This is a genomic window from Pseudoalteromonas sp. MIP2626 (assembly GCF_013414205.1).
In the GTDB taxonomy this organism is placed as follows: Bacteria; Pseudomonadota; Gammaproteobacteria; order Enterobacterales; family Alteromonadaceae; genus Pseudoalteromonas; species Pseudoalteromonas nigrifaciens.
This window is the reverse complement of sequence record NZ_JAATTW010000018.1, coordinates 25,011-49,961: the sequence shown is the minus strand read 5'-3', so window position 1 is coordinate 49,961 and position 24,951 is coordinate 25,011. Positions and strand designations below refer to the sequence as shown.

The 24,951-nt window shown below is 41.2% G+C and carries 21 protein-coding genes; 5 read left to right on the top strand and 16 right to left on the bottom strand.

Annotation, left to right across the window (positions count from 1 at the left end):
* Positions 1 to 21 precede the first annotated feature (21 nt).
* The 6 genes from HC000_RS09680 to lpxB all read right to left on the bottom strand — a co-directional run bounded on the left by HC000_RS09680 (position 22) and on the right by lpxB (position 8,037).
* Complete coding sequence (locus HC000_RS09680; protein ID WP_179807548.1) at positions 22 to 372, bottom strand: hypothetical protein; 351 nt, start codon at positions 370 to 372, stop codon at positions 22 to 24.
* Complete coding sequence (tilS, locus tag HC000_RS09675) at positions 372 to 1,679, bottom strand: tRNA lysidine(34) synthetase TilS (RefSeq protein WP_179807547.1); 1,308 nt, start codon at positions 1,677 to 1,679, stop codon at positions 372 to 374. Before tilS ends, HC000_RS09680 begins: the two co-directional genes overlap by 1 nt.
* Before the next feature lie 138 nt (positions 1,680 to 1,817).
* Positions 1,818 to 2,777 (bottom strand): acetyl-CoA carboxylase carboxyl transferase subunit alpha, encoded by a 960-nt coding sequence (gene accA / locus HC000_RS09670; RefSeq protein WP_011328672.1) that lies wholly within the window; start codon positions 2,775 to 2,777, stop codon positions 1,818 to 1,820.
* Between the two features lie 16 nt (positions 2,778 to 2,793).
* Entirely contained in the window at positions 2,794 to 6,285 is a 3,492-nt protein-coding gene (gene dnaE, locus HC000_RS09665) for a DNA polymerase III subunit alpha (protein WP_179807546.1), read from the bottom strand.
* Positions 6,286 to 6,287: 2 nt separating this feature from the next.
* The gene (rnhB, locus tag HC000_RS09660) at positions 6,288 to 6,890 is read right to left on the bottom strand and encodes a ribonuclease HII (protein WP_179807545.1); all 603 of its coding nucleotides are present in this window, start codon (positions 6,888 to 6,890) and stop codon (positions 6,288 to 6,290) included.
* The gene (gene lpxB, locus HC000_RS09655; protein ID WP_179807544.1) at positions 6,880 to 8,037 is read right to left on the bottom strand and encodes a lipid-A-disaccharide synthase; all 1,158 of its coding nucleotides are present in this window, start codon (positions 8,035 to 8,037) and stop codon (positions 6,880 to 6,882) included. The genes rnhB and lpxB overlap by 11 nt, the downstream gene beginning before the upstream one ends.
* A 335-nt stretch (positions 8,038 to 8,372) precedes the next feature.
* On the opposite strand from lpxB, the gene HC000_RS09650 reads away from it, so the two are divergent.
* The 5 genes from HC000_RS09650 to cydC are packed head-to-tail and all read left to right on the top strand — an operon-like array spanning position 8,373 to position 14,766.
* Entirely contained in the window at positions 8,373 to 9,956 is a 1,584-nt protein-coding gene (locus HC000_RS09650; RefSeq protein ID WP_011328676.1) for a cytochrome ubiquinol oxidase subunit I, read from the top strand.
* On the top strand, positions 9,953 to 11,092 hold the full coding sequence (gene cydB / locus HC000_RS09645) for a cytochrome d ubiquinol oxidase subunit II (RefSeq protein ID WP_089368552.1): 1,140 nt from the start codon (positions 9,953 to 9,955) through the stop codon (positions 11,090 to 11,092). Before HC000_RS09650 ends, cydB begins: the two co-directional genes overlap by 4 nt.
* Before the next feature lie 12 nt (positions 11,093 to 11,104).
* Positions 11,105 to 11,269 (top strand): cytochrome bd-I oxidase subunit CydX, encoded by a 165-nt coding sequence (gene cydX, locus HC000_RS09640; protein WP_011328678.1) that lies wholly within the window; start codon positions 11,105 to 11,107, stop codon positions 11,267 to 11,269.
* Positions 11,259 to 13,034 (top strand): thiol reductant ABC exporter subunit CydD, encoded by a 1,776-nt coding sequence (gene cydD / locus HC000_RS09635; RefSeq protein ID WP_179807543.1) that lies wholly within the window; start codon positions 11,259 to 11,261, stop codon positions 13,032 to 13,034. Before cydX ends, cydD begins: the two co-directional genes overlap by 11 nt.
* Positions 13,027 to 14,766, top strand: coding sequence for a thiol reductant ABC exporter subunit CydC (cydC, locus tag HC000_RS09630; protein WP_179807542.1), 1,740 nt, complete (start codon positions 13,027 to 13,029; stop codon positions 14,764 to 14,766). The genes cydD and cydC overlap by 8 nt, the downstream gene beginning before the upstream one ends.
* Here the strand turns inward: cydC and HC000_RS09625 are convergent.
* From HC000_RS09625 to HC000_RS09580, 10 genes are all read right to left on the bottom strand, one after another.
* Entirely contained in the window at positions 14,763 to 15,152 is a 390-nt protein-coding gene (locus HC000_RS09625; RefSeq protein WP_179807541.1) for a septal ring lytic transglycosylase RlpA family protein, read from the bottom strand. The two genes, cydC and HC000_RS09625, sit on opposite strands and share 4 nt — an antisense overlap.
* Positions 15,153 to 15,305: 153 nt before the next feature.
* The gene (lpxA, locus tag HC000_RS09620; protein ID WP_011328682.1) at positions 15,306 to 16,076 is read right to left on the bottom strand and encodes an acyl-ACP--UDP-N-acetylglucosamine O-acyltransferase; all 771 of its coding nucleotides are present in this window, start codon (positions 16,074 to 16,076) and stop codon (positions 15,306 to 15,308) included.
* Between the two features lie 2 nt (positions 16,077 to 16,078).
* Positions 16,079 to 16,531 (bottom strand): 3-hydroxyacyl-ACP dehydratase FabZ, encoded by a 453-nt coding sequence (gene fabZ, locus HC000_RS09615; RefSeq protein WP_011328683.1) that lies wholly within the window; start codon positions 16,529 to 16,531, stop codon positions 16,079 to 16,081.
* A 27-nt stretch (positions 16,532 to 16,558) separates the two neighbouring features.
* Positions 16,559 to 17,581, bottom strand: coding sequence for a UDP-3-O-(3-hydroxymyristoyl)glucosamine N-acyltransferase (gene lpxD, locus HC000_RS09610; protein ID WP_011328684.1), 1,023 nt, complete (start codon positions 17,579 to 17,581; stop codon positions 16,559 to 16,561).
* 7 nt (positions 17,582 to 17,588) lie between these two features.
* Positions 17,589 to 18,107, bottom strand: a complete 519-nt coding sequence (locus tag HC000_RS09605; RefSeq protein WP_041454497.1) for an OmpH family outer membrane protein — start codon at positions 18,105 to 18,107, stop codon at positions 17,589 to 17,591.
* Positions 18,108 to 18,118: 11 nt separating this feature from the next.
* On the bottom strand, positions 18,119 to 20,590 hold the full coding sequence (bamA, locus tag HC000_RS09600) for an outer membrane protein assembly factor BamA (RefSeq protein ID WP_179807540.1): 2,472 nt from the start codon (positions 20,588 to 20,590) through the stop codon (positions 18,119 to 18,121).
* Between the two features lie 96 nt (positions 20,591 to 20,686).
* Complete coding sequence (gene rseP, locus HC000_RS09595; RefSeq protein WP_011328687.1) at positions 20,687 to 22,045, bottom strand: sigma E protease regulator RseP; 1,359 nt, start codon at positions 22,043 to 22,045, stop codon at positions 20,687 to 20,689.
* A gap of 1 nt (position 22,046) precedes the next feature.
* Positions 22,047 to 23,252: a 1-deoxy-D-xylulose-5-phosphate reductoisomerase gene (gene ispC / locus HC000_RS09590; protein ID WP_179807539.1), complete on the bottom strand. Its 1,206-nt coding sequence runs from the start codon at positions 23,250 to 23,252 to the stop codon at positions 22,047 to 22,049.
* Positions 23,249 to 24,115, bottom strand: a complete 867-nt coding sequence (locus HC000_RS09585) for a phosphatidate cytidylyltransferase (RefSeq protein ID WP_011328689.1) — start codon at positions 24,113 to 24,115, stop codon at positions 23,249 to 23,251. The genes ispC and HC000_RS09585 overlap by 4 nt, the downstream gene beginning before the upstream one ends.
* Before the next feature lie 20 nt (positions 24,116 to 24,135).
* Positions 24,136 to 24,915: an isoprenyl transferase gene (locus HC000_RS09580; protein WP_179807538.1), complete on the bottom strand. Its 780-nt coding sequence runs from the start codon at positions 24,913 to 24,915 to the stop codon at positions 24,136 to 24,138.
* Between the last annotated feature and the right edge of the window lie 36 nt (positions 24,916 to 24,951).

Here is a 24,951-nt window from a genome sequence, read left to right as displayed (position 1 = left end):
AAGTAGTTTTAATAAGTCTACCTACTTAGGGAGCCACTTTGCCGATAAAAACTTATACATAACCAACGCAATGCAAAAACCAAAAAAGAAACCACTGAGTAAATTAAGTAATGCAGCAATGCTAGCAAGTGGCGTAAATAACACTAACAACAGCGGTACACTCACTCCTAAAATAAAAAACAACCCACCTTTACCTAACCAATAAGCCAGTAAAATACTAGCGCACACTATTCCACCCGCTATAGCGCAGCCTAATGTCACTATATCAAGCGTTAAAAAATAATTAGCAAGCACAGCAATAACCGCTGTAATTAGCATACCTTGTGGTGCTTTATTTACTAACGATAAGCCTGCATGCGGCTCCTTACTCATTATTTACACTCCCAATAAATACCGTTTTCATCACTATGGTTAGCACTTATAAAATAGCCTACCACTTGTACTAGGTCATCATTATAAAAAATTAACGGCACATTAGCACGCAGCCAAGGAGCCACTTTTGCATCTTTAAACCAATGCTTGAGCGTATTACTTCCTGGTTTTTTTAAAGGTTTGATGCGCGCACTATTACAATTAAAACGCACGCTTACTTGCTCATCTGCAGTTGGCGCTCTGACTCCTACGCCACTGTGTTTTTTTAGTAAGCGACCATCGGCAAGCTTTAGCTCACTGCGAGTAATTAGTGTGTTGTTTAATATTTGCGTACTTGGTACAACAAAATATAAATGCCCTTGATGGCGGCGTATTTGTCCATCACTAAGCTCAATAAGCATTTGTGCATCGCTTTTAGCTGCAATAGCCTGATTAATTATTTGCTCCAGCTGCTTTTGCGATGGTAATACATGAGTAAATAGCTCTAGCCATGCACGTACTACATTGGCTGTTCTAATAGGAGTAAATTTGGCAATAGCACTTATACTTAACGCCTGCTGAGAATTAACGCATTGCGTTAAATCAATGTGAGTATATTCGTTGAGTAAAGCGTGTTGCTGCTGCAGTAAACTAATACTGCGAGCGGTACATTGTTCAAAACCATTAAAGCGCGCTGCTAATATTGGCACAACTTGCTGGCGCATAAAGTTACGCTCAAAGCGCTCATCAGTATTAGAATCATCGGTAACATGGTTAAGTGCATATTGCGCCGCAAAGGCTTCTATATCACTGCGTTTTACCGCTAACAGCGGCCTGAAACATAATCGGCCGCTGGTTAAAGTGCGCTCGCGCTGCATTGCACCTAAACCTTTTAAACCCGAGCCACGTTTTAAGCGCAGTAAAAAGGTTTCTATTTGGTCGTTTAAATGTTGCCCAAGTAAAATAATGCTGCCATGTGGACTTAGCTCATCTAATGCTTGGTAACGAGCATCGCGCGCTTGCGCCTCTAGGCTCGTGCGTGACTGCTGCTCTATATTTACTTTAGCCGTTTGAAATGGCACATTTAGCTCATTGCACAGGGTTTGACAAAAAACCTGCCAGTCGTCGGCATACTGGCTCAAACCATGGTGTATATAAATAGCAGAAACTTGCAGTGCAGGATCCTGCACTCGTAAAGCATGCATTAAATGCAGTAACACCACAGAATCAACGCCACCAGAAAGTGCCACAGTAAACACCCTATGACCTTGCTCAATATATTGACCCAATGATTGTTTTACTTGTTGATAAATAAGCGATGTGTGCATTAATTTAACCTGAGCTCCAGATAATTTAGCCAATAATTTTAAAATACTAAGTTTTAGGTACTTGATTTTAGCCATTTTAAAACAAAAAAACCGCATAAGCGGCTTTTTTAAATATTTATTGCTAATTAGTAAAAGAATTTAAGAGCAATAACCAAACGACATTAAGCGTTTGTAGCGCTGATCAAGCATCTCTTCAAGCGAAAGTGCTTGTAGGTCGGCTAAGTCACGCTTTAATCGCACTTTTAAATTACGTGCCATAGCATCATAATTACGGTGCGCTCCACCTAATGGCTCATCTACTAAGTTGTTAATTAGGTCTAACTCTTTAACTCGCTTAGCAGTTACACCCATAGCTTCAGCAGCAAGTGGGGCTTTATCGGCGCTTTTCCATAAAATAGACGCACACCCTTCAGGAGAAATTACTGAGTAAGTACTGTATTGCAACATGTTAACACGATCGCCAACACCAATTGCTAACGCACCACCCGATCCACCTTCACCAATAACCGTACAAATAGTTGGCACTTTTAAAGAGGCCATTACTTTAAGGTTACGGGCGATAGCTTCTGACTGGCCACGCTCTTCAGCACCCACACCAGGATAAGCTCCAGGGGTGTCGATAAAGGTCATAATTGGCATTTTAAAACGCTCAGCCATTTCCATTAAGCGCAATGCTTTACGGTATCCTTCAGGCTTTGGCATACCAAAGTTACGTTTAATTTTTTCAGCGGTACCACGGCCTTTTTGTTGGCCAATAACCATTACTGGTTCGCCATCTAAACGCGCTATACCACCTAAAATTGCCGGATCATTAGCAAAAGTACGATCACCTGCAAACTCGTCAAACTCCGTAAAAATACGCTCGATATAATCTCGAGTATAAGGACGCAACGGATGACGTGCCAGCTGTGATACTTGCCAAGCGCCAAGTTCAGAGAATATTTTCTCTTTTAATCGGTCGCTTTTCTCTTTTAGCTTGCTGACTTCCTCTTCTAATTCAAGGTCTAATTCGCCAGCGCGGCTTACATTTTGTAATTCTTCAATTTTCACTTCTAATTCTGCAATCGGAAGCTCAAAATCAAGATAATTGAGGCTCATGCTCTAAACTACCTAATTAGTTAAATTCTAGTTCTACATCTTGCGCTGCCATTAGCGATAACTTATGAATTAAGTCGTCACTTGGCGTAACACACCATTCGATCCCTAGGGTTAATTGCGCCAATGCATCTGGGCGTTGGTAATAAACCTTGATCGGACACGTTCCCATTTTATATGGTTCGAGTACTTTTTGTAATTTATCGAAGAAACCTGCCTCGACTTGCACCATGTTCAGCGTCATTTTAATCGCTTTAATACGTTTTTCACGCGCTTGAGCAATGGTGTTTATTTCTCTGGCGGTCATTGTAATACCACCAGAGAAGTTATCAAAGCTGACCTGTCCAGATATCACCAAAATATTATTAACTTGGAGCATATCTTGGTATTTTTCAAACTCATCTGAATATAAGCGTACATCAATGCGGGCGCTCTTGTCATCTAAAGTTATTAATGCCCACCTATTTCCTTTTTTATTAATAAGCACTCTGGCCGAAATTACAAGCCCTGCAGCTGTAGATACTACATCGCGATTAGTAGGCTGTAAATCGACCAATTTACCACTGGTATAATATTTTAGCTCGCGGCGATATTGATTTATTGGATGACCGGTTAAATAAAGACCAAGGGTTTCTTTTTCGCCATCGAGCCATTCGTTATCGGTGAGTCCTGTGGCTTTAATAAAGGCTTGCTCTACTTCATCGGGTTCAGTGGCTAATAAGCCAAATAAATCACTTTGCCCTAATAACTCTGCTTTATTGTGCTGATCGGCGGCGCGCATGGCACTTTTTAAGCTTGCCAATAACGTGGCGCGCCCTGATTGAGTTTTTTCAGGGCCTAGCTGATCAAGTGCCCCTGAATAAATAAGTTTTTCGGTTACACGTTTATTTAAGCGTTTTAAATCAACACGGGCACAAAAATCAAATAAATCTTTAAATGGTCCGCCCTTAGCGCGTGCTTCTAAAATTGCATCTACAGGTGCTTCACCTACTCCTTTAATAGCGCCAATACCGTAAACAATTTCGCCTTGCAGGTTTACTGTAAATTTGAACTCGCCTGCATTCACATCAGGCGGGAGCAAGGTGAGTTTCATGTTTTCACATTCATCCACCAAAATAACTATTTTGTCGGTATTATCCATATCGGCCGACATTACCGCAGCCATAAACTCTGCTGGATGATGGGTTTTCATCCACAGTGTTTGATACGACACTAATGCATACGCAGCGGAGTGCGATTTATTAAAACCATAACCTGCGAACTTTTCTACCAGATCGAAGATCTTAATTGCTAGTTCGCCGTCAATGCCGTTATTTCGCGCACCATCTTCAAATGTTGAACGCTGTTTTGCCATTTCTTCGGGCTTTTTCTTACCCATAGCACGGCGCAGCATATCGGCGCCGCCTAGTGTATAGCCTGCTAATACTTGGGCTATTTGCATTACTTGTTCTTGATACAAAATAATGCCGTAGGTTGGCTCTAAAATAGGTTTTAAGCTTTCGTGCTGATACTGCGCATCGGGGTATGAGATTTCTTCGCGACCTAATTTTCGGTCGATAAAGTTATCTACCATGCCCGATTGCAGCGGACCGGGTCGAAACAAGGCTACTAAAGCAATCATATCTTCAAAGCTGTCGGGCTTTAAGCGCCTTACTAAGTCTTTCATGCCCTTTGATTCTAGCTGAAACACCGCAGTCGTTTCGGCGCGCAGTAGTAAGTCAATACTCTTTTTATCATCCAACGGAATAGTATTAATATCTACTGGTTCTTTACCGGTGCGCGCTAAGCGCTCGTTGGTCATGTCGAGCGCCCACTGTAATATAGTCAGCGTTCGTAAGCCTAAAAAGTCAAACTTAACTAAACCGGCAGTTTCTACATCGTTTTTATCAAACTGAGTAACCGGAAACTTACCTTCGTCATCGCAATAAAGAGCAGCAAAGTCGGTAATTGTGGTGGGCGATATTACTACCCCACCCGCATGTTTACCGGCGTTACGTGTACACCCTTCGAGAATACGACACATGTCGATTAAATCTTTTACTTCATTGTCGCCATCGTAGGCTTCTTGCAAGCGTGGCTCTATATCAAATGCCTTGGCAAGTGTCATCCCAGGATCGCCTGGGATCATTTTTGAAATACGATCAACAAAACCGTACGGGTGACCTAATACTCGGCCAACATCGCGTATTACCGCTTTTGCCGCCATGGTTCCAAAGGTAATAATTTGCGATACCGCGTTACGCCCATACAAGGCCGATACATGATCAATCACCTCATCGCGCCTATCCATACAAAAATCGACGTCGAAATCGGGCATTGAAATACGTTCTGGGTTCAAAAACCGCTCAAACAGCAAGTCAAATTCCAATGGATCAAGGTCGGTAATTTTAAGCGCGTAGGCTACCAGTGATCCTGCACCTGACCCACGCCCAGGGCCAACTGGAATATTGTTATCTTTGCTCCACTGAATAAATTCCATTACGATTAAGAAATAACCTGGGAATCCCATTTCGTTAATTACACCAAGCTCTATATCTAGACGCTCATCGTATTCAACGCGTTTTTCTTTACGCTCTTGTTCATCAGGAAATAAAAACTGCAATCGCTCTTCAAGACCGTCTTGTGACACCTTAACTAAAAAGTCTTCAATTTTAAGTGAGCCGGTCGGATAATCTGGCAAAAAGTAAGTGCCAAGCTGCACCGTTACATTACAGCGTTTGGCTATTTCTACGGTGTTTTGTAATGCCTCTGGAATGTCGCTAAATAACTCAGCCATTTGCTCTGGCGTTTTTAAGTATTGCTCTTCTGAAAATCGTTTAGGGCGGCGTTTATCATCCAGTGTATAACCATCAAAAATAGCCACGCGAATTTCGTGTGCTTCAAAGTTTTCTGGTTTTAAAAACACCACTTCGTTAGTGGCCACAACGGGTAATTGCTCTTTAGCAGCAAGCTCTACCGCCATGTGCAAGTAATCTTCTTCAAGCGGTCGATTAGTTCGCACCAGCTCAAGGTAGTAGTTATCACTAAAATGCTGTTTATAAAAACTAACAACCGATTCAATAACACTCGGATTATTTTTTAATAACGCTTTACCTAAATCACCGTCTTTTGCACCAGAGAGTATTATTAACCCGGCTTTAAGTTCTATTAGCCAATCACGATCAATCACCGGGCGATGAAATACATGCCCGCGCTGATATGCTTTAGATATTAATAAAGTGAGGTTTTTATAACCTTGATTATCTTTTGCTAAAATAGTAATGCGGCTTGGCTCGTTTTCAAACTCAGGGCTGCGTAGCCAAAAGTCAGCACCCACTATAGGTTTTATACCTGTGCTGTGGGCTGTTTCGTAAAAACGCACTAAGCCACATAAGTTCATTTGGTCGGTAATAGCAATTGCCGGCATTTGTAGTTCTTGTGCTTTGGCTACAATTGGCTTGGTTTTGGCAAGGCCATCAACCATCGAAAAATCAGAGTGAACTCTTAAGTGAACAAAATCTGGAGCTGCCATGTTTACGCCTCACCCTTGGCTTGCGCTAATACACGTTGCACTGGTTTAAAGCTTTTACGATGCTCCTTTATTGCGCCATATTGCTCAAGTGCTGCAAAATGCGCTTTGGTTGGATAGCCTTTATGCCCTGCAAAACCATATTCTGGGTGGCGTTTATCTAGCTCGACCATTTCGTTGTCGCGCGCTACTTTAGCTAAAATAGAAGCGGCTGAAATTTCGGCTACTAAGCTGTCGCCTTTTACTATTGCTTGCGCTGGTATGGTTAACTTAGGTAGGCGGTTGCCATCTATAAATACAAATTCAGGTTGCGTGCTTAGCCCCTCTACTGCGCGAGTCATGGCAAGCATAGTGGCGTGCAGAATATTTAGTTCATCAATCTCTGTTGGGCTGCAACGACCATACGCGTAACACAATGCTTTTTCTTGAATTTCAATGGCAAGCGCTTGGCGTTTTTTATCCGTTAATTTTTTTGAATCTGCTAAACCTGCAATAGGCTTTGAGGGATCTAAAATAACGGCAGCAGTAACTACGTCGCCAACAAGGGGGCCACGCCCTACTTCGTCAACACCGGCAATAAGGGCTACATTGGGTCGTTCAATTTGCATTTATTAACTCCGCTACAGCATTGGCTGCTTGTTCGCTGGCATTTAACCTAATTTTTTTGTGGATCGCTAAAAAGCGTGCTTTTAATGCTTGGTTATCGGTATTTAGCATAGGCGTAAGTGCTTGCGTTAAATTAGCTACATTGCACTCACTTTGCAAAAACTCGGGTACGAGTTCTTCATCGGCCAATAAATTCGGCAATGAAAAATACTTTATATTAAAGGTAAATAAGGTTTTAAAAATCCAATAGCTCAGTGGTTTAATTTTATAACCCACTACCATGGGCTTTTTATACAGCATGCCCTCAAGCGTGGCAGTACCCGACGCTAATAAAATAGCATCGGCTGCTTGCATAGCTTGTTTTGATTGCCCATCCAGCAAACTAATTTTAAGCGTTGGCGCAGTAGCATTTAAAATTTCAGTAAACTGCGCTTTGCGTTTGGCGTTAACCAATGGCACCACAATTTTAAGTGCTGGGTTTTGCGCTTGTAACTGCACGGCTGTTTTAATATAGGTTTCGCTTAATAAGCCTACTTCTGAGCCGCGACTACCAGGTAGCAGGGCAAGTACTTTATCATCAGGGCTTAAACCTAGCTCTTTGCGGGCTTTGCTATCGTCGTGCTCAAGCGCTATATCGTCTGCTAATGTGTGCCCTACAAATGTACAAGGTACTTGGTGCTTGTCGTAAAATTCTTTTTCAAACGGTAATAATGCAAGCACTAAGTTAGTAGCAGCACTTATGGTATGAATGCGTTTTTCTCGCCATGCCCAAACCGAGGGGCTTACGTATTGTACTGTTTTAACTCCGGCGTCTTTAAGGGGTTTTTCTACGCGCAAGTTAAAATCGGGCGCATCTATGCCAATAAATACATCAGGTGGGTTATCAATAAAATGTTGCACCAGTTGTTTACGTATTTTAAGCAAGCGCGGTAGGCGCCCTAATACTTCAACCAACCCCATTACCGACAACTCATCCATGTCGTAAAGCGTGTTACAGCCTTGCGCCTGCATTTTAGGGCCCGCTATACCTTCAAAAATCGCATCGGGAAAATGCTTTTTAAGTGCTTTAATTAAGCCTTCACCTAAAATATCGCCCGACAGTTCACCTGCCACAATACCAATTCGTAGTTGTTTTTGATCTTTATTCATTTGATTTTTTCACACGTAAACTAGGGCCTGTTTGCCTTTATGGGTTAACAGGCTCTGGGCGTTAATTGAAACTAGTTTACCGCGTTTTCGTATTGGATTAAATGCTTAAAACTAAGTGCTTAAATTTGCTAAAAATAGCCCAGGTACTGTATGCTTTTGATACTGATTAAGCACTAACCGCTTATATTGCGTTTTGCTAATATAAATGTTGACTTCAAATGGTCAAAAGTAAATACTAATGTAACTTTCAGTAATTACTGAAACCTTATAAAATCAACGCACCCGTCAAATTATTGCTTTGTGCTGTAACTACATCACATATTTAGGAGCTAAACATGATAGATGAAACCTTTGTGGATCTATCGCGATTGCAGTTCGCTGTTACCGCCCTCTTTCACTTCTTATTTGTACCTTTAACTATAGGTATGACTTGGATCTTAGTTATTATGGAATCGGTTTACGTTATGACCGGTCGTGAAATTTATCGCGATATGACTAAGTTTTGGGGGAAATTGTTTGGTATTAACTTTGCAATTGGTGTGGCTACGGGTCTTACCATGGAGTTTGAGTTTGGTACCAACTGGTCTTATTATTCCCATTACGTAGGTGATGTTTTTGGGGCTCCCCTAGCAATTGAAGGGTTAATGGCATTCTTTTTAGAATCAACTTTTGTGGGTATGTTCTTTTTAGGTTGGGACCGGCTCTCTAAACGCCAGCACTTAGGTGCTACCTTTTTAATGGCAATTGGTACTAACATGTCGGCGTTATGGATTTTAATTGCCAACGGCTGGATGCAAAACCCAGTAGGTGCCGAGTTTAATTACCAAACCATGCGCATGGAAATGACCAGCTTTGCAGAGCTGGTATTTAACCCTGTAGCACAGGTTAAATTTATTCATACCGTATCTGCAGGTTATGTTGCTGCATCTATGTTTGTGCTCGGTATTAGTGGTTATTATATTTTAAAAGGACGCGACTTAGCCTTTGCTAAACGCTCGTTTTCAGTCGCCTCTGGCTTTGGTTTAGCCTCTATTTTTTGTGTTATTTTGCTCGGCGATGAATCGGGTTATGAAGTAGGAGAAGTGCAAAAAGTAAAACTGGCCACCATTGAAGCAGAATGGCATACCGAAGAAGCTCCAGCAGCGTTTACACTTATAGGTTTCCCAGATTCAGAAAAGCAGGTAACTCACGGCGCTGTAAAAATCCCGTATGCATTAGGGCTTATTGCAACTCGCTCGCTCGATGAGCAAGTGACCGGTATTAACGATCTAGAAAAACAACACGAAGTGCGAATTCGTAACGGTATGATTGCGTACGAATACCTAGTAAAACTGCGCGCTGGTGATGACACGCCTGAAAACGTCGCTAAATTTAACACCCTAAAAGACGATTTAGGCTACGGCCTATTACTGAAGCGTTATACATCTGATGTAGTAGATGCCACAGAAGAGCAAATTCAAAAAGCAGTTAAAGACTCTTTTCCTAAAGTGGGCCCAATGTTTTGGTCTTTTCGTATTATGGTTGGCTGTGGCGTATTAATGCTGGGTGTGTTTATTCTTGCTTTTTACTATAACGCGCAGCGAGTTATTGAGCAAAAACGTTGGCTGTTATGGGCTACTGTTTTAAGTATTCCACTGCCGTGGATAGCCATTGAATTTGGTTGGATTGTGGCTGAATATGGTCGCCAGCCTTGGGCTATTTCTGAAATATTACCAACCTTTTTAGCAACTTCTACGCTAACGGTAAACGATATTTTAATTAGCTTAACTGGGTTTATTGTATTTTATACCGGCTTAGCCATTGTTGAAGGTTGGTTAATGCTACGCTTTATTAAGCAAGGCCCAAGCTCACTACATACCGGTAAGTATCACTTTGAACTACCTAATAACACCACTGAAGGTAGAGGAGAGCAATCATGATTTTTGATTATGAAACATTAAAAATGCTGTGGTGGTTGATCATAGGCATACTGCTAATTGGCTTTGCAATTACCGACGGCATGGATATGGGCGTTGCTATGCTGCTGCGCCTAGTGGGTAAAACTGATTCAGAGCGCCGCACCGTTATTAATACTATTGGCCCGCATTGGGATGGCAACCAAGTATGGTTTATTACCGCCGGTGGTGCACTATTTGCCGCGTGGCCTATGGTATATGCAGCGGCTTTTTCAGGCTTTTATTTTGCTATGATGCTGGTATTGTTTGCATTATTTTTTAGACCACTTGGGTTTGATTACCGCAGTAAAGTAGATTCAAAACGCTGGCGTAATAACTGGGACTGGGGCCTATTTGCTGGCAGTGCCATTCCTGCATTAGTATTTGGTGTGGCCTTTGGTAACCTCTTTTTAGGTGTGCCTTTTAGCATTGATAATTTTTTACGAGTAAGTTACCAAGGTTCGTTCTTTGCACTACTCAACCCATTTGCACTGTTAGTAGGTGTAATTAGTATTACTATGTTAATAGCTCATGCAGGTATGTGGCTACAACTGCGTACTGCTAGCTTAGTTGCAGAGCGCTCAGGGCAATATGGTCGTTATGCACTTATTCTATTTATTGTGCTATTTGCAGCAGCTGGTTTTTGGGTTGCTAATTTAACGGGTTATCAAATTGTATCTATGCCGGATACACAAAGCCATGCCGACCCACTGGCAAAAGTAGTTACAACTGCGCAAGGGGCTTGGCTAACTAATTACAGTGAGCGCCCTTGGACTATGACCTTCCCTATTTTAGCGTTTGCAATGGCACTCAGTGCATTGTTGTTCTCTAAATTAAATAAACCCGCATTAGGGCTTGCTTCAACAAGCTTAATGTTAATAGGCATTATTATGACGGCAGGCGTATCACTGTTCCCCTTTATTATGCCATCGAGTAATAACCCAAATATTAGTTTAACTATTTGGGATGCGGTGTCGAGCCATATGACGCTTAACGTTATGTTTGTTGCCGTAGTTATTTTTGTGCCAATTATTTTATCTTACACCATCTGGTGTTACGTAAAAATGTGGCGCCGCGTTACGGTAGAAGAAATAGAAAACAACCCTCACGGTAGCTACTAAGGAGACTAAACTATGTGGTATTTCGCTTGGATTTTAGGTGTACTTTTAGCCTGTACCTTAGGTGTAATAAATGTAATGTGGTATGAGTTTCAGCAAAATAAAGACAGTATTGCTGATGACGAGCAAGTAATGCATGATTTATTAAAAGAGACTAACACAACTAAAAATGACGACTAACACCCGCCCTGATCGCGCGCAACAGCAGTCTTTGCGCGCTTTTTTAAAGCGTCGAAGTAAACCCGCTGCAATGCTATTAAAGCTTAGCATTGCACTGGGTACTGTTAACGCATTACTCATGATTGCAGGGGCTTATTTACTTGCTCAGGCTATTCATAATGTAATTTTTGAACAGCAAAGCTTGGCTGAAATCACTTACTTATTATGGCCTTTGGCCGGTATTATTTTGCTTCGCGCGGTATTTTTAGCACTAAGTGAACGCTTTAGCGCTTATGCTGCACTTAAAATAAAGTCGGCAATGCGCCAAACCCTACTTAATAAGCTCAGTCTACTTGGGCCAAGCTATGTAGAGCAACATGGCCAAGGTGCTACCCTCAATACATTGCACAATGGTGTAGAAGCGCTACACGATTATTATGCTAAGTACCTACCTGGCGTTGCCTACAGTGCGCTTATTCCGCTGGCTATATTAATCGTTATTTTTCCGACAGATTACAAAGCTGGGCTAATATTTTTATTAACTGCCCCGCTCATTCCTTTTTTTATGATTTTAGTTGGCTCAAAAGCCGAAGCGCTTAATCAACAACGTTGGCAACAACTGGCGGTATTAGGGAATTACTTTTTTGATCGCGTACAAGGGCTTACCCAACTTAAACTATTTAACGCCACTCGCTTAGAGCTAAAACAAATTGCTAAAATATCTGATGACTTTAGACACGCAACACTTAGCGTATTAAAAATTGCTTTTTTATCATCATTTGCATTGGAATTTTTGGCAACCATTAGTGTGGCATTAGTGGCGGTTATTATTGGTTTTAGATTGTTTTTTGGCACACTTGATTTTGCCACTGGTTTTGTGGTTTTACTGTTAGCGCCTGAATTTTATTTGCCGCTGCGTCAATTAGGCAGCCACTATCATGCGCGCTTGCAAGGTATAAGTGCCGCCGCCGACATGCTAATAATTTTAAATGCCCCATTGCCTGAGCAACAAAGCGAACACACCACAGACAAAATTAGCGCTACTATTAGCTCAATTACAGTTAATAACCTTAGCTTTACCTACCCAAATAGTGACGAAGGAATAAAAAATATAAACTTATCTCTACCCAACAAAGGGTTAATTGCCGTTGTTGGTGCCAGTGGCTCGGGTAAAAGTACCCTATTTGATTGCTTATTAGGGTTTCACCCTGAGGTAATTAAGCATATAAGTATTAATAATCAAATTTTAAGTACTGCACATATTGGGCAATTACAAAATCGCATTGCGTGGATACCGCAATCAGCCACGTTATTTTACGACACTATTGCTGCCAATATTAAATTAGCTAAGCCTAATGCAACACTACAAGAGCTTGAACATGCAGCAAAGCAAGCAGGTGCTTTGGATTTTATAAAGGCACTGCCTGATGGTTTTAATACTTTAATTGGCGAGCAAGGTGAGGGGCTTTCTGGTGGTCAAAAGCAACGTATTGCCCTTGCCCGTGCTTTTATAAAACAAGCACCTATATTGGTACTTGACGAGCCTACCGCGCACCTTGATAGCGAAACAGAGCAAGTTATTCAACATGCTATAGCTGATTATGCAAAACATAATTTAGTGCTGGTTATTGCGCACCGGCTCAATACGGTCAAAAATGCTGAGCAACTTATTGTAATGCACAATGGCAAAATAGCTCAGCAAGGTTGCTTTAATAGCTTAGCGGCTGAAGCTGGTGAATTTGCCACTTTACTGCAAACAGCCCAGCAAGGAGCAGTTAATGCATAACTTTATTCGTTTACTAAAACTGTGCCGGCCTCACTACAAAGCCATGTTGTTGGGTACCTTTTTAGCCACTATTACAGTACTTGCTAATGTGGGGTTACTGGCTATATCGGGCTGGTTTTTAGCCTCAATGGCAGCAGCCGGTCTTGCCGGTACACAAATGAATTACTTTACTCCTGCGGGTACTATTCGCTTTTTAGCGATTGTACGCACCGCATCACGGTATGGAGAACGCTTAGTAACTCACAATGCTACTTTTTTAATGCTAAGTGAAATTCGCGTTAGTGTGTTCTCTACCCTCAGTAAACTCAATAATGTTGACTTAGCAATGAGCCGCAGCGCCGATTTAGTTAATCGGCTACAAAACGATGTAGACGCGCTAGATAAGTTTTACTTAAACGTATTATTACCTATGTTAGTTGCGCTATTAAGTGTACCTATTATTATGCTGTTTATGTCGGCATACAACGCCGATGTCGCACTTATTTGTTTTACTGGCATTGTTCTGATTGGCGTCGTTTTACCCGCTTTTCTTAGCGCTAAATTAAATAAAAACAGCCACAAAGAAACACAGTTAAGTGCACAGCTGCGCTCTGAGCTTTCCGACACTTTATCCGGCCTTAGAGAACTAAGTATTTACCAAGCTCGGGAGCAGCAAATTGCTAAGTGCGATGATTTAAGCGAGCAGTATAATCAGCAACTGTTTATTCGCCACAAGGCGCTGGCTAATACCGATGGTTTAAGCTTATTAGTTGTACAACTGGCCATGATCGCAAGTATTGTGACCATAGCGCCCCTGGTTTACAGTAATGCCATGGTTAATGTTGAGCTGGCAATGCTAAGCCTATTTGTGCTCGCCAGCTTTGAGAGTGTGTTACTCCTGCCAAATGCGTTTATTGAATTACCAAATGTGTTAAAAGCAGCTGAACGTTTATTTACGCTTGAAGATAAAGCCGCAAATGCTAATACGCAATATGATGCCGCTATAAATAATAATTTGGCTTTGCAAAATCCCTCACTAACACTTAAGAACATTAGTTATTGTTACGATAAACCCCCAGCATTAAATGACGTGAGTTTTGAGCTAAAGCCGCAGCAAAAAGTGGCCATTGTTGGTAGAAGCGGCAGCGGTAAAACCACCTTAGTTAACTTACTCACCGGTTTATGGCCACAGCAACAAGGCAATATTACCTTGAGTGAGCAAGGCAACTGCGTTGATTTGCATTTATTAAGTAATGATAATCGAGCAAGGTTAATTAATATTTTGGCTCAACAGCATCATATTTTTGATGGCACTTTAAAAGAAAACCTATGCTATGCAGCGCCTAATGCAACTAAAGCGCAAATGCTAGATGCACTAGCGCATGCACAACTTAGCCCGTGGTTTACTGAGTTAAAATCGGGGTTAGATACCCGCTTAGGTACCGGTGGGCGTAATGTGTCACAAGGTCAGTCGAGGCGGATTGCGGTTGCGCAGGCTTTATTGCAAAACCCCGCTATTTTAGTGCTTGATGAGCCAACAGAAGGGCTAGATAATCAATCTAAACAAAGTGTAATGCATGCCATTATGCAAGTTATGAGTAACGCCAGTGTACTTACTATTACCCATGATCCAGCCCTGCTTGAGCATATGGATAATATTATTTGGTTAGAGGATGGGCGCGTAATAGCACAAGGCACCCATCAGCAATTACTTAGCGATCCTGCTTACACGTCACTTACTATCCGTTTTTAATTCGCTTTATCTATTACGGTAACTTGCACATCAATAACGCCGACTTTAGGGTCGGCTATCTTTTTAAACATACTGCTCGATAAATCTATAATACGCCCGCGTATATAAGGACCTCGGTCGTTAATTCTCACTATTACCGACTTATTATTTGCTAGGTTTGTTACTTTCACTTTAGTACCAAAGGCCAGCTTAAGATGCGCTGCCGTTGCTGCTTGCTGATCAAAGCGTTCGCCATTTGCGGTGGTTCTTCCTTGGTCTTTATCGGCATAAAATGATGCTTTGCCAAGCTGTGTCAGCTCCCCTGAGCTTGATTTTACAAGTGGTTGACTACTACAACCTGCAAGGATAATAGCAATAAAAGTAACAGTGAGTTTTTTAAGTATCATTTAATAGCTTATGTAATTGATATAATTAGCAACTAGCCTACAGCTACTTGCCTGAGCTGATCCTGAATTACTCACTAATAATTATAAATAATAAGCAATAAAAAACCACCATCGATTACTCTTAGGTGGTTTTTTATATAAGCTAAAAGGCGTTTATCGTACGATACCGCGCTCTGAGCTTTTAACAAAATCTATCATTAACTGTACTGCTGGATACTTTTGCGCATCTTCGCTAAGTGACTCAATTGCTTCATCTACACCTAGGCTTTTACGATAAAATACTTTATAAGCACGGCGTACAGCCATTATCTCATCGCTTTGAAAACCACGGCGTTTCATGCCCTCAGTATTAATTGCAACTGGACCTGCAGGTATACCTATAGTGGTAACAAATGGTGGTACATCTTTATTAATAGCTGAATACATGCCTACAAATGCATGTGCGCCTACCTTACAAAACTGATGTATACCTGAGTTGCCCGCAAGAATAACCCAGTCACCAATATGTACATGCCCTGCTACACTGGCGTTATTAGCAAATATAACATTATCGCCAATCACTGCATCGTGAGCAACATGGGTATAGGCCATAAACAGGTTATTACTACCTATAATGGTTACGCCCTGATCTTGAATTGTGCCACGGTGAATTGTAACGCATTCACGAATAATATTATTGTCACCAATAGTGAGCGATGTTGGTTCGTTGTTGTACTTTTTGTCTTGGCATGCTTCACCAACCGACGCAAACTGAAAAATATGATTTCCAGAACCGATAGTTGATGGGCCTTTAACTACAACATGAGACTCAATAATACAGTTATCACCAATGACAACATCATTGCCAATATAACTATATGGTCCCACTGAAACATTGCTGCCTAGTGTCGCGCCTGGTTCGATTATTGCCGTTGGATGAATCACAATTAAAACTCTCTTCTCGCACACATAATTTCGGCGCTACATACTAGCTTGCCATCGACTTTTGCTTCTGCTGCAAACTTCCATAAATTACGACGTTCTTTTAAAAACTCAACATGTAAATGCATAGTATCACCAGGAAGTACTGGTTTTTTAAAACGTGCATTATCTACAGCTGCAAACAAATACAATTCATTTTCGCTACGGTTTTCAACCGTTTTAAAGCCAAGTAACCCAGTTGCTTGAGCCATGGCTTCTAATATTAATACACCCGGAAAAATTGGCTGATTTGGGAAATGCCCGGTAAAAATGGGTTCGTTTATAGTCACATTTTTAATAGCATGCAAAGATTTGCCAGGTGTAAAGTCAATTACTCTATCAACTAATAACATCGGGTAGCGATGCGGTAATAAACTTAAAATTTCTTGAATATCAAGGCTATTTAATTCGTTTGCCAAAATAGCATCCTCATTAGTGTTCAACGTTTATGGCTTATTTAATTGCTCAAGTGCTTTAATACGGCTTTTCATTTCAGAAAGGTTACGCAAGTGAGCGATTGATTTACGCCATTCTTTGTTTGTAGTATGAGGTATACCAGATGAATAGATACCTGGCTCGGTGATTGATTTTGTCACCATACTCATACCCGTAATTATAACACCATCACAGACGCTCATGTGACCATTAATTGCTGTCATGCCGCCAATTTGGCAGTTTTTACCTATGGTGACGCTACCAGCAAGTACAGTACAACCAGCAATAGCTGTGCCTGAGTTAACTTCAACGTTATGTGCTATTTGGCATTGGTTATCAATAATTACATTACTATGGATAATAGTATCGTCAAGTGCACCACGATCAATTGTAGTACTTGCGCCAATTTCAACTTTATCACCAATAATAACAGAGCCAAGCTGAGGAATTTTAATCCATTGCCCACGCTCATTAGCATAACCAAAACCATCACTACCTATAACGCTATTGGCTTGCAACAAACAATCTGAGCCAATTTCAACATTATGATAAATAGTTACATTCGACCAAAGCTTAGTGCCTGAGCCTATTTTAACACCTTCACCAATAAAACTGTTCGGACCAATTTGTACGTTATCGTTAATTATTGCATTGCTTTCAATTACCGTATTAGCGCCAATAGCGGCACTTTTACTTACTGTCGCATTTGGGTGAACAACCGCGCTTGGATGAATGCCTGTTGCGGCAGAGCGTGGCGTCGTATCCATTAATTGCGCAAGCTTGGCGTAACTTACATACGGATTTGCAACTATTAGTTTATTGCCGTTAAAGTAAGGAGCATCTGCTTCACTAACAATGACAGCACTGGCTTGAGTCACTTCAAGTTGCGAGCGATATTTCTTATTCGCTAAAAATGCAATATGCCCTGAGCGGGCATGTGCAAGTGTTGCTATTTTTGTTATTTCTAAAGCGCCATCACCTTGCAGCTCGGCGCTTAGAAGTTCCGCTATTTGCGAAAGCGTATAATTTTGCATAACTTAATTATTTCTTACTCACTGCAGCAACTACTTTATTAGAAAGATCAGTTACTTTTTTAGGGTTAAAGTAAATAGTTGTATCTTTAACTTTAACTTCATCAAAGTCGCCATCTTTAGCAATGTCTTCAATTGTTTTGATAATTAAACCCTGCACTTTTGCAAGCTCTTGGTTTTGGCGTGCTTTAATTTCTTGCTCAAGAGGACGACCTACTTCAGCAAGGTTTTTTTGCATACCCTGAATTTTGTCACGCAGTTTATCTTTTTGCGCTTGGCTCATAGTGGTACTTTCACGCTTGAACTTTTCAGCTTCAAAGCGAATATCGCCTTGTAGCTTTTCTAACTCTTGACGGCGCTCTGCAAACTCAGTTTGTAGAGATTGCTCAATTTTAGCCATTTGTGGTATTTGCTTGTAGATTTCTTGCATGTCTACAATACCTACTTTATGTGCAAATGCACTTACCGAGGTGCCCATCATAAGTGTTGCTAAAACAGCTACTGCCGTTGATTTAAATAATTTATTCACAAAAAACTCCTTTAAAAGCTGTTACTAATATTAAAACTGATAGTCTTCGTATCGTCATCTTCTTCTTTTTGCAATGGATACGCAAAACTAATCAGCATTGGACCCATTGGAGAGATCCACTGTAATGATAAACCGGTTGAAACCCTAAAACGCATTGGATCAGAGTAATCATCTAATTTAGCTCGCTCATCGGCTGCTAAATTTTGGTAACGGTCTACGTTAAACTCGGTATCCCATACGTTAGCAGCATCAACAAAGAAACTGGTACGTACTGAGCTGGTATTTTCTTCATCTAAAAACGGTGTAGGTACAATTAATTCCATACCTGCTACCGCTTTAGCATTACCACCAATTCGACCTTGTGGTACTAGCACATCAAATTCAGATGAGCCGCCTATATTACCTGTGGTTGAGCCGTCTGGTAAAGGTGTACCCGGAATTGATTGCGGTATACGTGCAATTGCGCGTGGTAAAATTGTATTTCGGTCAAAACCACGTAGTTCCATTTCAGTAATACGGAAGTATTCTTGGAATGGCAGTACTTGGTCGTAGCCGTTAGTTGAGCCATAACCATTACCGTAACCTAACGCCGCACGGGTTGAGAACACCCAGCGATGGTCGTTCGATATTGGCCAGTAAAAACGCGAATCATAGTTTAACTTAAAGTATTTTAAGTCAGAATTCGGCGTTGTTGCTGTTAAGTTTAGCGTTTGACGTGAGCCCGCTGTTGGGAATAAACCACGGTTTACCGTAACGCGAGACCAGCCAGCACTTAACTCATATTTAGTAAAGTCAAAACCAGCATCTGGGTTGTCTTGGTCTAAGAAGGTTTCACGCAGTACACGCGTTTGCTCGTACTCTGCAATATCTGAAAGCTCTTCTTGAATCCAACGAACACCAAAGTTAATGCGGTTAACCGCATCAATTGGGAAGCCTATATTAGTCCCCAATCCATAGCTTTTCGACTTATAGTCGATCAAACTAAACTTACTTGCATCGTAGTTACTGTAAAAAATACTGCTACCTTGCGATACGCCATCTGGCGTGAAGTATGGGTCGGTATAAGACACGCTCACACGCTCAGAACCACGCGAGGTATTAATATTAAAGCCTATTTGATTACCAGTACCTAAAAAGTTAGATTCTGTTACACCAATATTAAACTGTAAACCTAGGTATGAGCCGTACGCTAAGCCGGCATTAAAGCTACCAGCCGACTGCTCTTTTACAGTAAAATCAACATCTACTTGGTCATCAACACCTGGGACTGGCACAACGTTAAAATCAACTTTTTCCATATAAGGTAAACGCTGAATTTGTAATTTTGAACGCTCCAAGCTTTGGTTAGATAACCATGCGCCTTCAAGCTGTGTCATTTCGCGGCGTAGCACTTCATCTGCAGTACTTTGGTTACCACCAACAATAATCCGGCGCACATAAACACGCTTACCAGGGTTAACCGATAAGGTTAGTTGTACTTCTTGATTTTCGTCATCAATTTGCGGAATTGTGCGTACTTCAGCATTGGCATAACCAAAACGCGCTAAGTAGCTTTTTATAAATTCTTCTGAAGAGGTAACCACTGAGCCGTTATATAACTCACCCGCTCGTAGTGGAATAACACTTTTAATTAAGTCTTCGCGACCAAGTAAGTCACCAATAAAGTCAAAACCTTTAACTTTATATTTAACCCCTTCTGTTACGTTAGCTGTAACGTATACAGACTCACGCTCTGGGCTAACCGACACTTGGGTCGAGTCTATGTTAAAACGTAGGTAACCACGGTCTAAATAAAAGCTACGAATTTTTTCTAAATCGCCTTCAATGGTTTGTTTTTGGTAGCGGTCGCTGCCCATAAACTGCCACCAAGCTAAGTCTTGTTGCGACTCAGCCAGTTGTAATAGCTCTTCATTAGAAAAAAGTTCATTACCTACCAAGTTAATTTGACGAATTGATGCAGCATCACCTTCATCAAATTTTAATTTAAGTTTAACCCGGTTACGCGGCAGTTTAGTGATACTAATATCAACTTTAGCGTTGTATTTACCAATACTGTGGAAAAATTCAGTTAAGCCTTTTTCTATATTATCAATAACGGTTTTATCTAGTGGCTCGCCTTGGCGAATATTTTGCTGATCAAGTGACTGATTAAGCTGCTCATCTTTAATATCTTTATTGCCATCAAACTCAATAAAGCTAATTGTTGGGCGTTCAGTTACTTTAAAAACAACGTTATTACCGTCGCGTAGCGCTTTTATATTGTCAAAGTGACCTGAGCGGTAGAGAGACTTGATTGTTTTTGAAATCGTGTACTCATCAACATTATCGCCCACGTTAATAGGAATATGCGTTAATGCAGCACCCAGTGCTACACGCTGTAAACCCTCAACTTTGAGATCTTCAACAATAAAGGAGTTTTGGCCTAGGGCTGCAAAGCTTGCACCCAATAAACTTGAAACTACCAAATGTTTTTTTATAGCCATTTTATTATATTTATCCTTTACAACTGTATTACCGCTTAGCATCGAAAAGTAAATTTACGAGCTGTACAATCGTGGTTCTAATTAGTCATTGTCACGTTAAAACGACAAACGCGATACATCATTGAACAAAGCGAAACATGTTAAAAAAATGAGTAGTAACGCACCCACTTTAAAACCAAACTCTTGTGTCTTTTCAGAGACTGGCTTTTTACGAAAAAGTTCAATTATGTAATACATTAAGTGTCCGCCATCAAGCACTGGCAAGGGCAATAAATTAAATACACCCAAGTTAACACTGATCAGTGCTAAAAAGCTTAAAAACGCAACGAAACCGTAGCTTACGCTAGTCCCCGCGCCTACGGCAATGCCTACTGGGCCACTTAAATTTTTAACCGAAATCTGGCCTGTAATTAAATTACCTATCATATCAAAGCTAAGGGTAATTAATCGCCACGTTTCTTTACTACCTCGCACAATACTATCGAGCGGGCCATAATGTCTAGTTTCTATATAACCTTGCGGCCATTTTTCTACTATTGGTGCAACCCCTAAAAAGCCTTGCTCTATGCCCTGAGCGTTAACCCTAGCTTGAGGTATTACCGATATTATTTTTATAGTGTCTTGTCTTTTTACACTAAATTGTAATGATTTGTTAGCCGATTGGGTAATAAGATTAACTAATTGCTGCCAATTGCTTATTGTTTCGCCATTTACAGCCACAATAGTATCATTTATTTTTAACCCTGCCAGCTCTGCAGCAGAGCTTTTAGTAACCGCAGCAATACTAAGTGTTGCTTGTGGCCTAAATGGTACTATGCCTAGAGAGCTCAATGGTGGCACGTCTTGCTGATCAAGTTTCCAGCCGTCTAAATTGAGCATTTTTGTTTGCTGCTGATAGTTTTCGTTACGTACAGTTACTGCAACGCTTTTATCACCTAAACTCGACATAAGCGCAAAGGTTGCGTCTTGCCAGGTGGTAATTTCATCATCACCAATTTTAATAATTTGTTGGCTAGGCATTAATCCCGCTTGCGCTGCACGACTGCCTTCAACCACACTGCCAACAACAGGTTTTACTGATTGCACACCCACCATATACATAACGGCAAGTGCAAATATAGCAAATATAAAGTTAGCAACGGGCCCCGCAGCAACAATCGCTATACGCGCTTGTACCGACTTAGCATTAAACGACAAATGACGCTGATTTGCAGGTACTTCATCAACCCGCTCATCGAGCATTTTTACATAACCACCCAAAGGTATGGCTGCTATAACGTACTCGGTATCGTATTTATCACGCCATTTTAGCAATGGTTTACCAAAGCCGATAGAAAAGCGCAGCACTTTAACGCCGGCTTTACGCGCCACCCAAAAGTGGCCGTATTCATGTACTGTAACTAAAATGCCCAGCGCTAAAATAAATGAGCCGAGATTCCAAAAAAAATCGAACATATTAATACGTCACTTTTGTTATAAACTGCGATGCGCTTAAACGCGCTAATCTATCGCACTCTAAAATTTCATCTAAGCTTTGCACATTGGTGTACGTGGCCGCTTCGAGAGTCTGTGCATTTATTGTGTATATATCGGTAAAACCAATTTCACCATTTAAAAATGCACTTACCGCGATCTCGTTTGCGGCATTCACTGTCGTTGTTGCGCCTTGCCCTGCGCTACACGCATCAATCGCTAGTTGTAAATTAGGGTAACGAGAAAAGTCAGGTTTAGTGAACGAAAAGTCACTAATATCTGAAAAGTTTAACGGCTTAACCCCTGCATTTATGCGCTCAGGGTAAGCTAATGCATGGGCAATTGGGGTACGCATATCAGGGTTACCCATTTGCGCTAAAATTGAGCCGTCGTGATATTGCACCATAGAATGAATTATACTCTGTGGATGAATAACCACATCAATATCACTCGGGTCGCAGTTAAACAGCCATTTAGCTTCAATAAACTCAAGCCCTTTGTTCATCATGGTGGCTGAATCTACCGATATTTTTTGTCCCATAGACCAATTAGGGTGCGCCACGGCTTCTGCTATGGTTACATCTTTAAGGGTATTTATATCACGGGTTAAAAATGGGCCGCCTGAGCCGGTAAGTAATATTTTACTTACGCCATGAGATTGCAGGTGTTGATCGCCTTGCGCATTTTGTAGAGAGTACGGTAAACATTGAAAAATAGCGTTATGTTCACTGTCTATTGGTAGCAATGTCGCTTTGTGTTGTTTTACTTTATCAATAAACAACTGACCCGACATTACCAAAGATTCTTTATTGGCGAGCAGTACTTTTTTTCCGGCTTCTACTGCGCTTAACGTCGGCAATAACCCTGCAGCACCGACAATTGCCGACATGACAGCATCAACCTCTGGATGCCCACACAGCTCGCTCATAGCCTGCTCACCATGCATTACCCGCGTTTTACATGGCGTATTACTTAAATATAACGACAATTGCTTAGCAGCGCTTTGTGTTGCCATAACGCCATAGCGTGGCTGATGCGCAATGCATAGCTCAGCCATTTTTTTAGCATTTTTCCCAGCAGCTAATGCAAAAACACTAAACTGCTGAGTATTTCTTGCCACAACATCTAAGGTATTAAGGCCAATAGAGCCTGTAGCCCCTAGAATTACCAGTTGCTGCTTTTCACTCATAAACTCAAAGTCCACGCATAACACATTACAAACATAGGTGCGGCTGCGGTTAGGCTATCAATACGATCTAAAATCCCGCCATGTCCTGGCAAGCAATTACCGCTGTCTTTAAGTCCTGCTTCGCGTTTAAACATGCTTTCAAGCAAATCACCCACCGCTGAAAACAAGGCAATAAACACAGTCATAATGGCGTAAATTGGCCATACAATTAAATCTACGTCGGTAAAATGACAAAATGTAAGCACAAATATAACTGCAGCGACAACGCCACCGGCTAAACCTTCAATAGTTTTATTTGGGCTTACTTTTGGCATGAGCTTACGCTTACCAAAGCTTTTACCTGTAAAGTAGGCACCAATATCGGCGCTCCATACGATTCCTAAAACCACTAAAATAAGCATAGAGCCAAAATGACTAGATTCGGTATATTGCGCACTGCGCAGCGTATTTAGGGCTAACCATAAAGGCACTAACGTTAGTAATCCGGCAATACCGCGCATTACTATGCCTTCGTTCCATGCTTTAGCCATTTCTGGGTAGCGCCATACTAAATAACTAGCAACAATCCACCATGCAAACGACAGCGTAAATAAGTAATTTGCATCACCAACTAATTTGCCATCTTGCCAAAGTGATTCGATTGGCCAGTGCAGGTTTAGTAACGCTAGCAAAGCGGCAACTAAAAGTACAAAAGCGCTGCGCTTAAGTTTATTGCACAGCCCCATAAAAGCAGACCATTCCCATGCGCCCATTAATACAATTGCACCCGCAAAATAACTAAATAATGTCAGTGGGGTGTAAAAAACCAAAGCAAGCGCTAATGGTGCTAGCACGAGTGAGGTTAGAATGCGTTGTTTTAACAAAATTATGACCCTTATTCTATTTAGGTTTGAGCGAGTAATTGTTTTATTTGTTCGCCCGTACAACCAAATCGTCGCTCTCTGGCAACGTAACACGCTATGGCCTCAGCAAATGCTGCTTCATTAAAATCAGGCCACAGTGTGTCGGTAAAGTAAAGTTCAGCGTAAGCTGCTTGCCAGAGTAAAAAGTTACTAATTCTGACATCGCCACCAGTACGAATTAGTAAATCAGGCTCGGCCTGATCTGCCATACTCATGTACTGTGATATACGCTCTTCTGTAATATCGGCTGGGTCTAATTGCCCCTGTGCAACTTGCTCTGCAAGTTGTTTAGCAGCATTAGCCATATCCCAACGTCCACCGTAATTTGCAGCAACATTTAAATGCAGCCCGGTATTATTTGCTGTAAGCTTTTGAGCAGTATCTACTTTACTGCGTAAGCTTTCAGAAAACCGCGATAAGTCTCCAATAATGGTCAGTTTTACATTGTTTTTATGCAGCTTTTTAACTTCTTTACTAAGTACAAATAAAAAAAGCTCCATTAACGTTTTTACTTCGTCTTCAGGTCGACGCCAGTTCTCACTACTAAAAGCAAATAAGGTTAACGATTGTATCCCTAATTTAGTACAAAACTGTACAGATTGACGAACTGCGTCCACACCTTTTTTATGCCCAAACACACGCGGTCTATTTCTGGCTTGCGCCCAACGCCCGTTACCATCCATGATGATAGCTACATGTTTAGGTAAACATTGCTGTGAAATTGTGTCAGCATCTAGAACCATAAATATTGAGTATTCCATAAAAAAACGCCGCCTAGTATACCCCAGCCGGCGTTT

Excerpts from the sequence above, each read along its gene's own strand:
- HC000_RS09680 (WP_179807548.1), bottom strand. The coding sequence starts at position 372 with ATGAGTAAGGAGCCGCATGCAGGCTTATCGTTAGTAAATAAAGCACCA.
- tilS (WP_179807547.1), bottom strand. The coding sequence starts at position 1,679 with ATGCACACATCGCTTATTTATCAACAAGTAAAACAATCATTGGGTCAA.
- accA (WP_011328672.1), bottom strand. The coding sequence starts at position 2,777 with ATGAGCCTCAATTATCTTGATTTTGAGCTTCCGATTGCAGAATTAGAA.
- dnaE (WP_179807546.1), bottom strand. The coding sequence starts at position 6,285 with ATGGCAGCTCCAGATTTTGTTCACTTAAGAGTTCACTCTGATTTTTCG.
- rnhB (WP_179807545.1), bottom strand. The coding sequence starts at position 6,890 with ATGCAAATTGAACGACCCAATGTAGCCCTTATTGCCGGTGTTGACGAA.
- lpxB (WP_179807544.1), bottom strand. The coding sequence starts at position 8,037 with ATGAATAAAGATCAAAAACAACTACGAATTGGTATTGTGGCAGGTGAA.
- HC000_RS09650 (WP_011328676.1), top strand. The coding sequence starts at position 8,373 with ATGATAGATGAAACCTTTGTGGATCTATCGCGATTGCAGTTCGCTGTT.
- cydB (WP_089368552.1), top strand. The coding sequence starts at position 9,953 with ATGATTTTTGATTATGAAACATTAAAAATGCTGTGGTGGTTGATCATA.
- cydX (WP_011328678.1), top strand. The coding sequence starts at position 11,105 with ATGTGGTATTTCGCTTGGATTTTAGGTGTACTTTTAGCCTGTACCTTA.
- cydD (WP_179807543.1), top strand. The coding sequence starts at position 11,259 with ATGACGACTAACACCCGCCCTGATCGCGCGCAACAGCAGTCTTTGCGC.
- cydC (WP_179807542.1), top strand. The coding sequence starts at position 13,027 with ATGCATAACTTTATTCGTTTACTAAAACTGTGCCGGCCTCACTACAAA.
- HC000_RS09625 (WP_179807541.1), bottom strand. The coding sequence starts at position 15,152 with ATGATACTTAAAAAACTCACTGTTACTTTTATTGCTATTATCCTTGCA.
- lpxD (WP_011328684.1), bottom strand. The coding sequence starts at position 17,581 with ATGCAAAATTATACGCTTTCGCAAATAGCGGAACTTCTAAGCGCCGAG.
- bamA (WP_179807540.1), bottom strand. The coding sequence starts at position 20,590 with ATGGCTATAAAAAAACATTTGGTAGTTTCAAGTTTATTGGGTGCAAGC.
- rseP (WP_011328687.1), bottom strand. The coding sequence starts at position 22,045 with ATGTTCGATTTTTTTTGGAATCTCGGCTCATTTATTTTAGCGCTGGGC.
- ispC (WP_179807539.1), bottom strand. The coding sequence starts at position 23,252 with ATGAGTGAAAAGCAGCAACTGGTAATTCTAGGGGCTACAGGCTCTATT.
- HC000_RS09580 (WP_179807538.1), bottom strand. The coding sequence starts at position 24,915 with ATGGAATACTCAATATTTATGGTTCTAGATGCTGACACAATTTCACAG.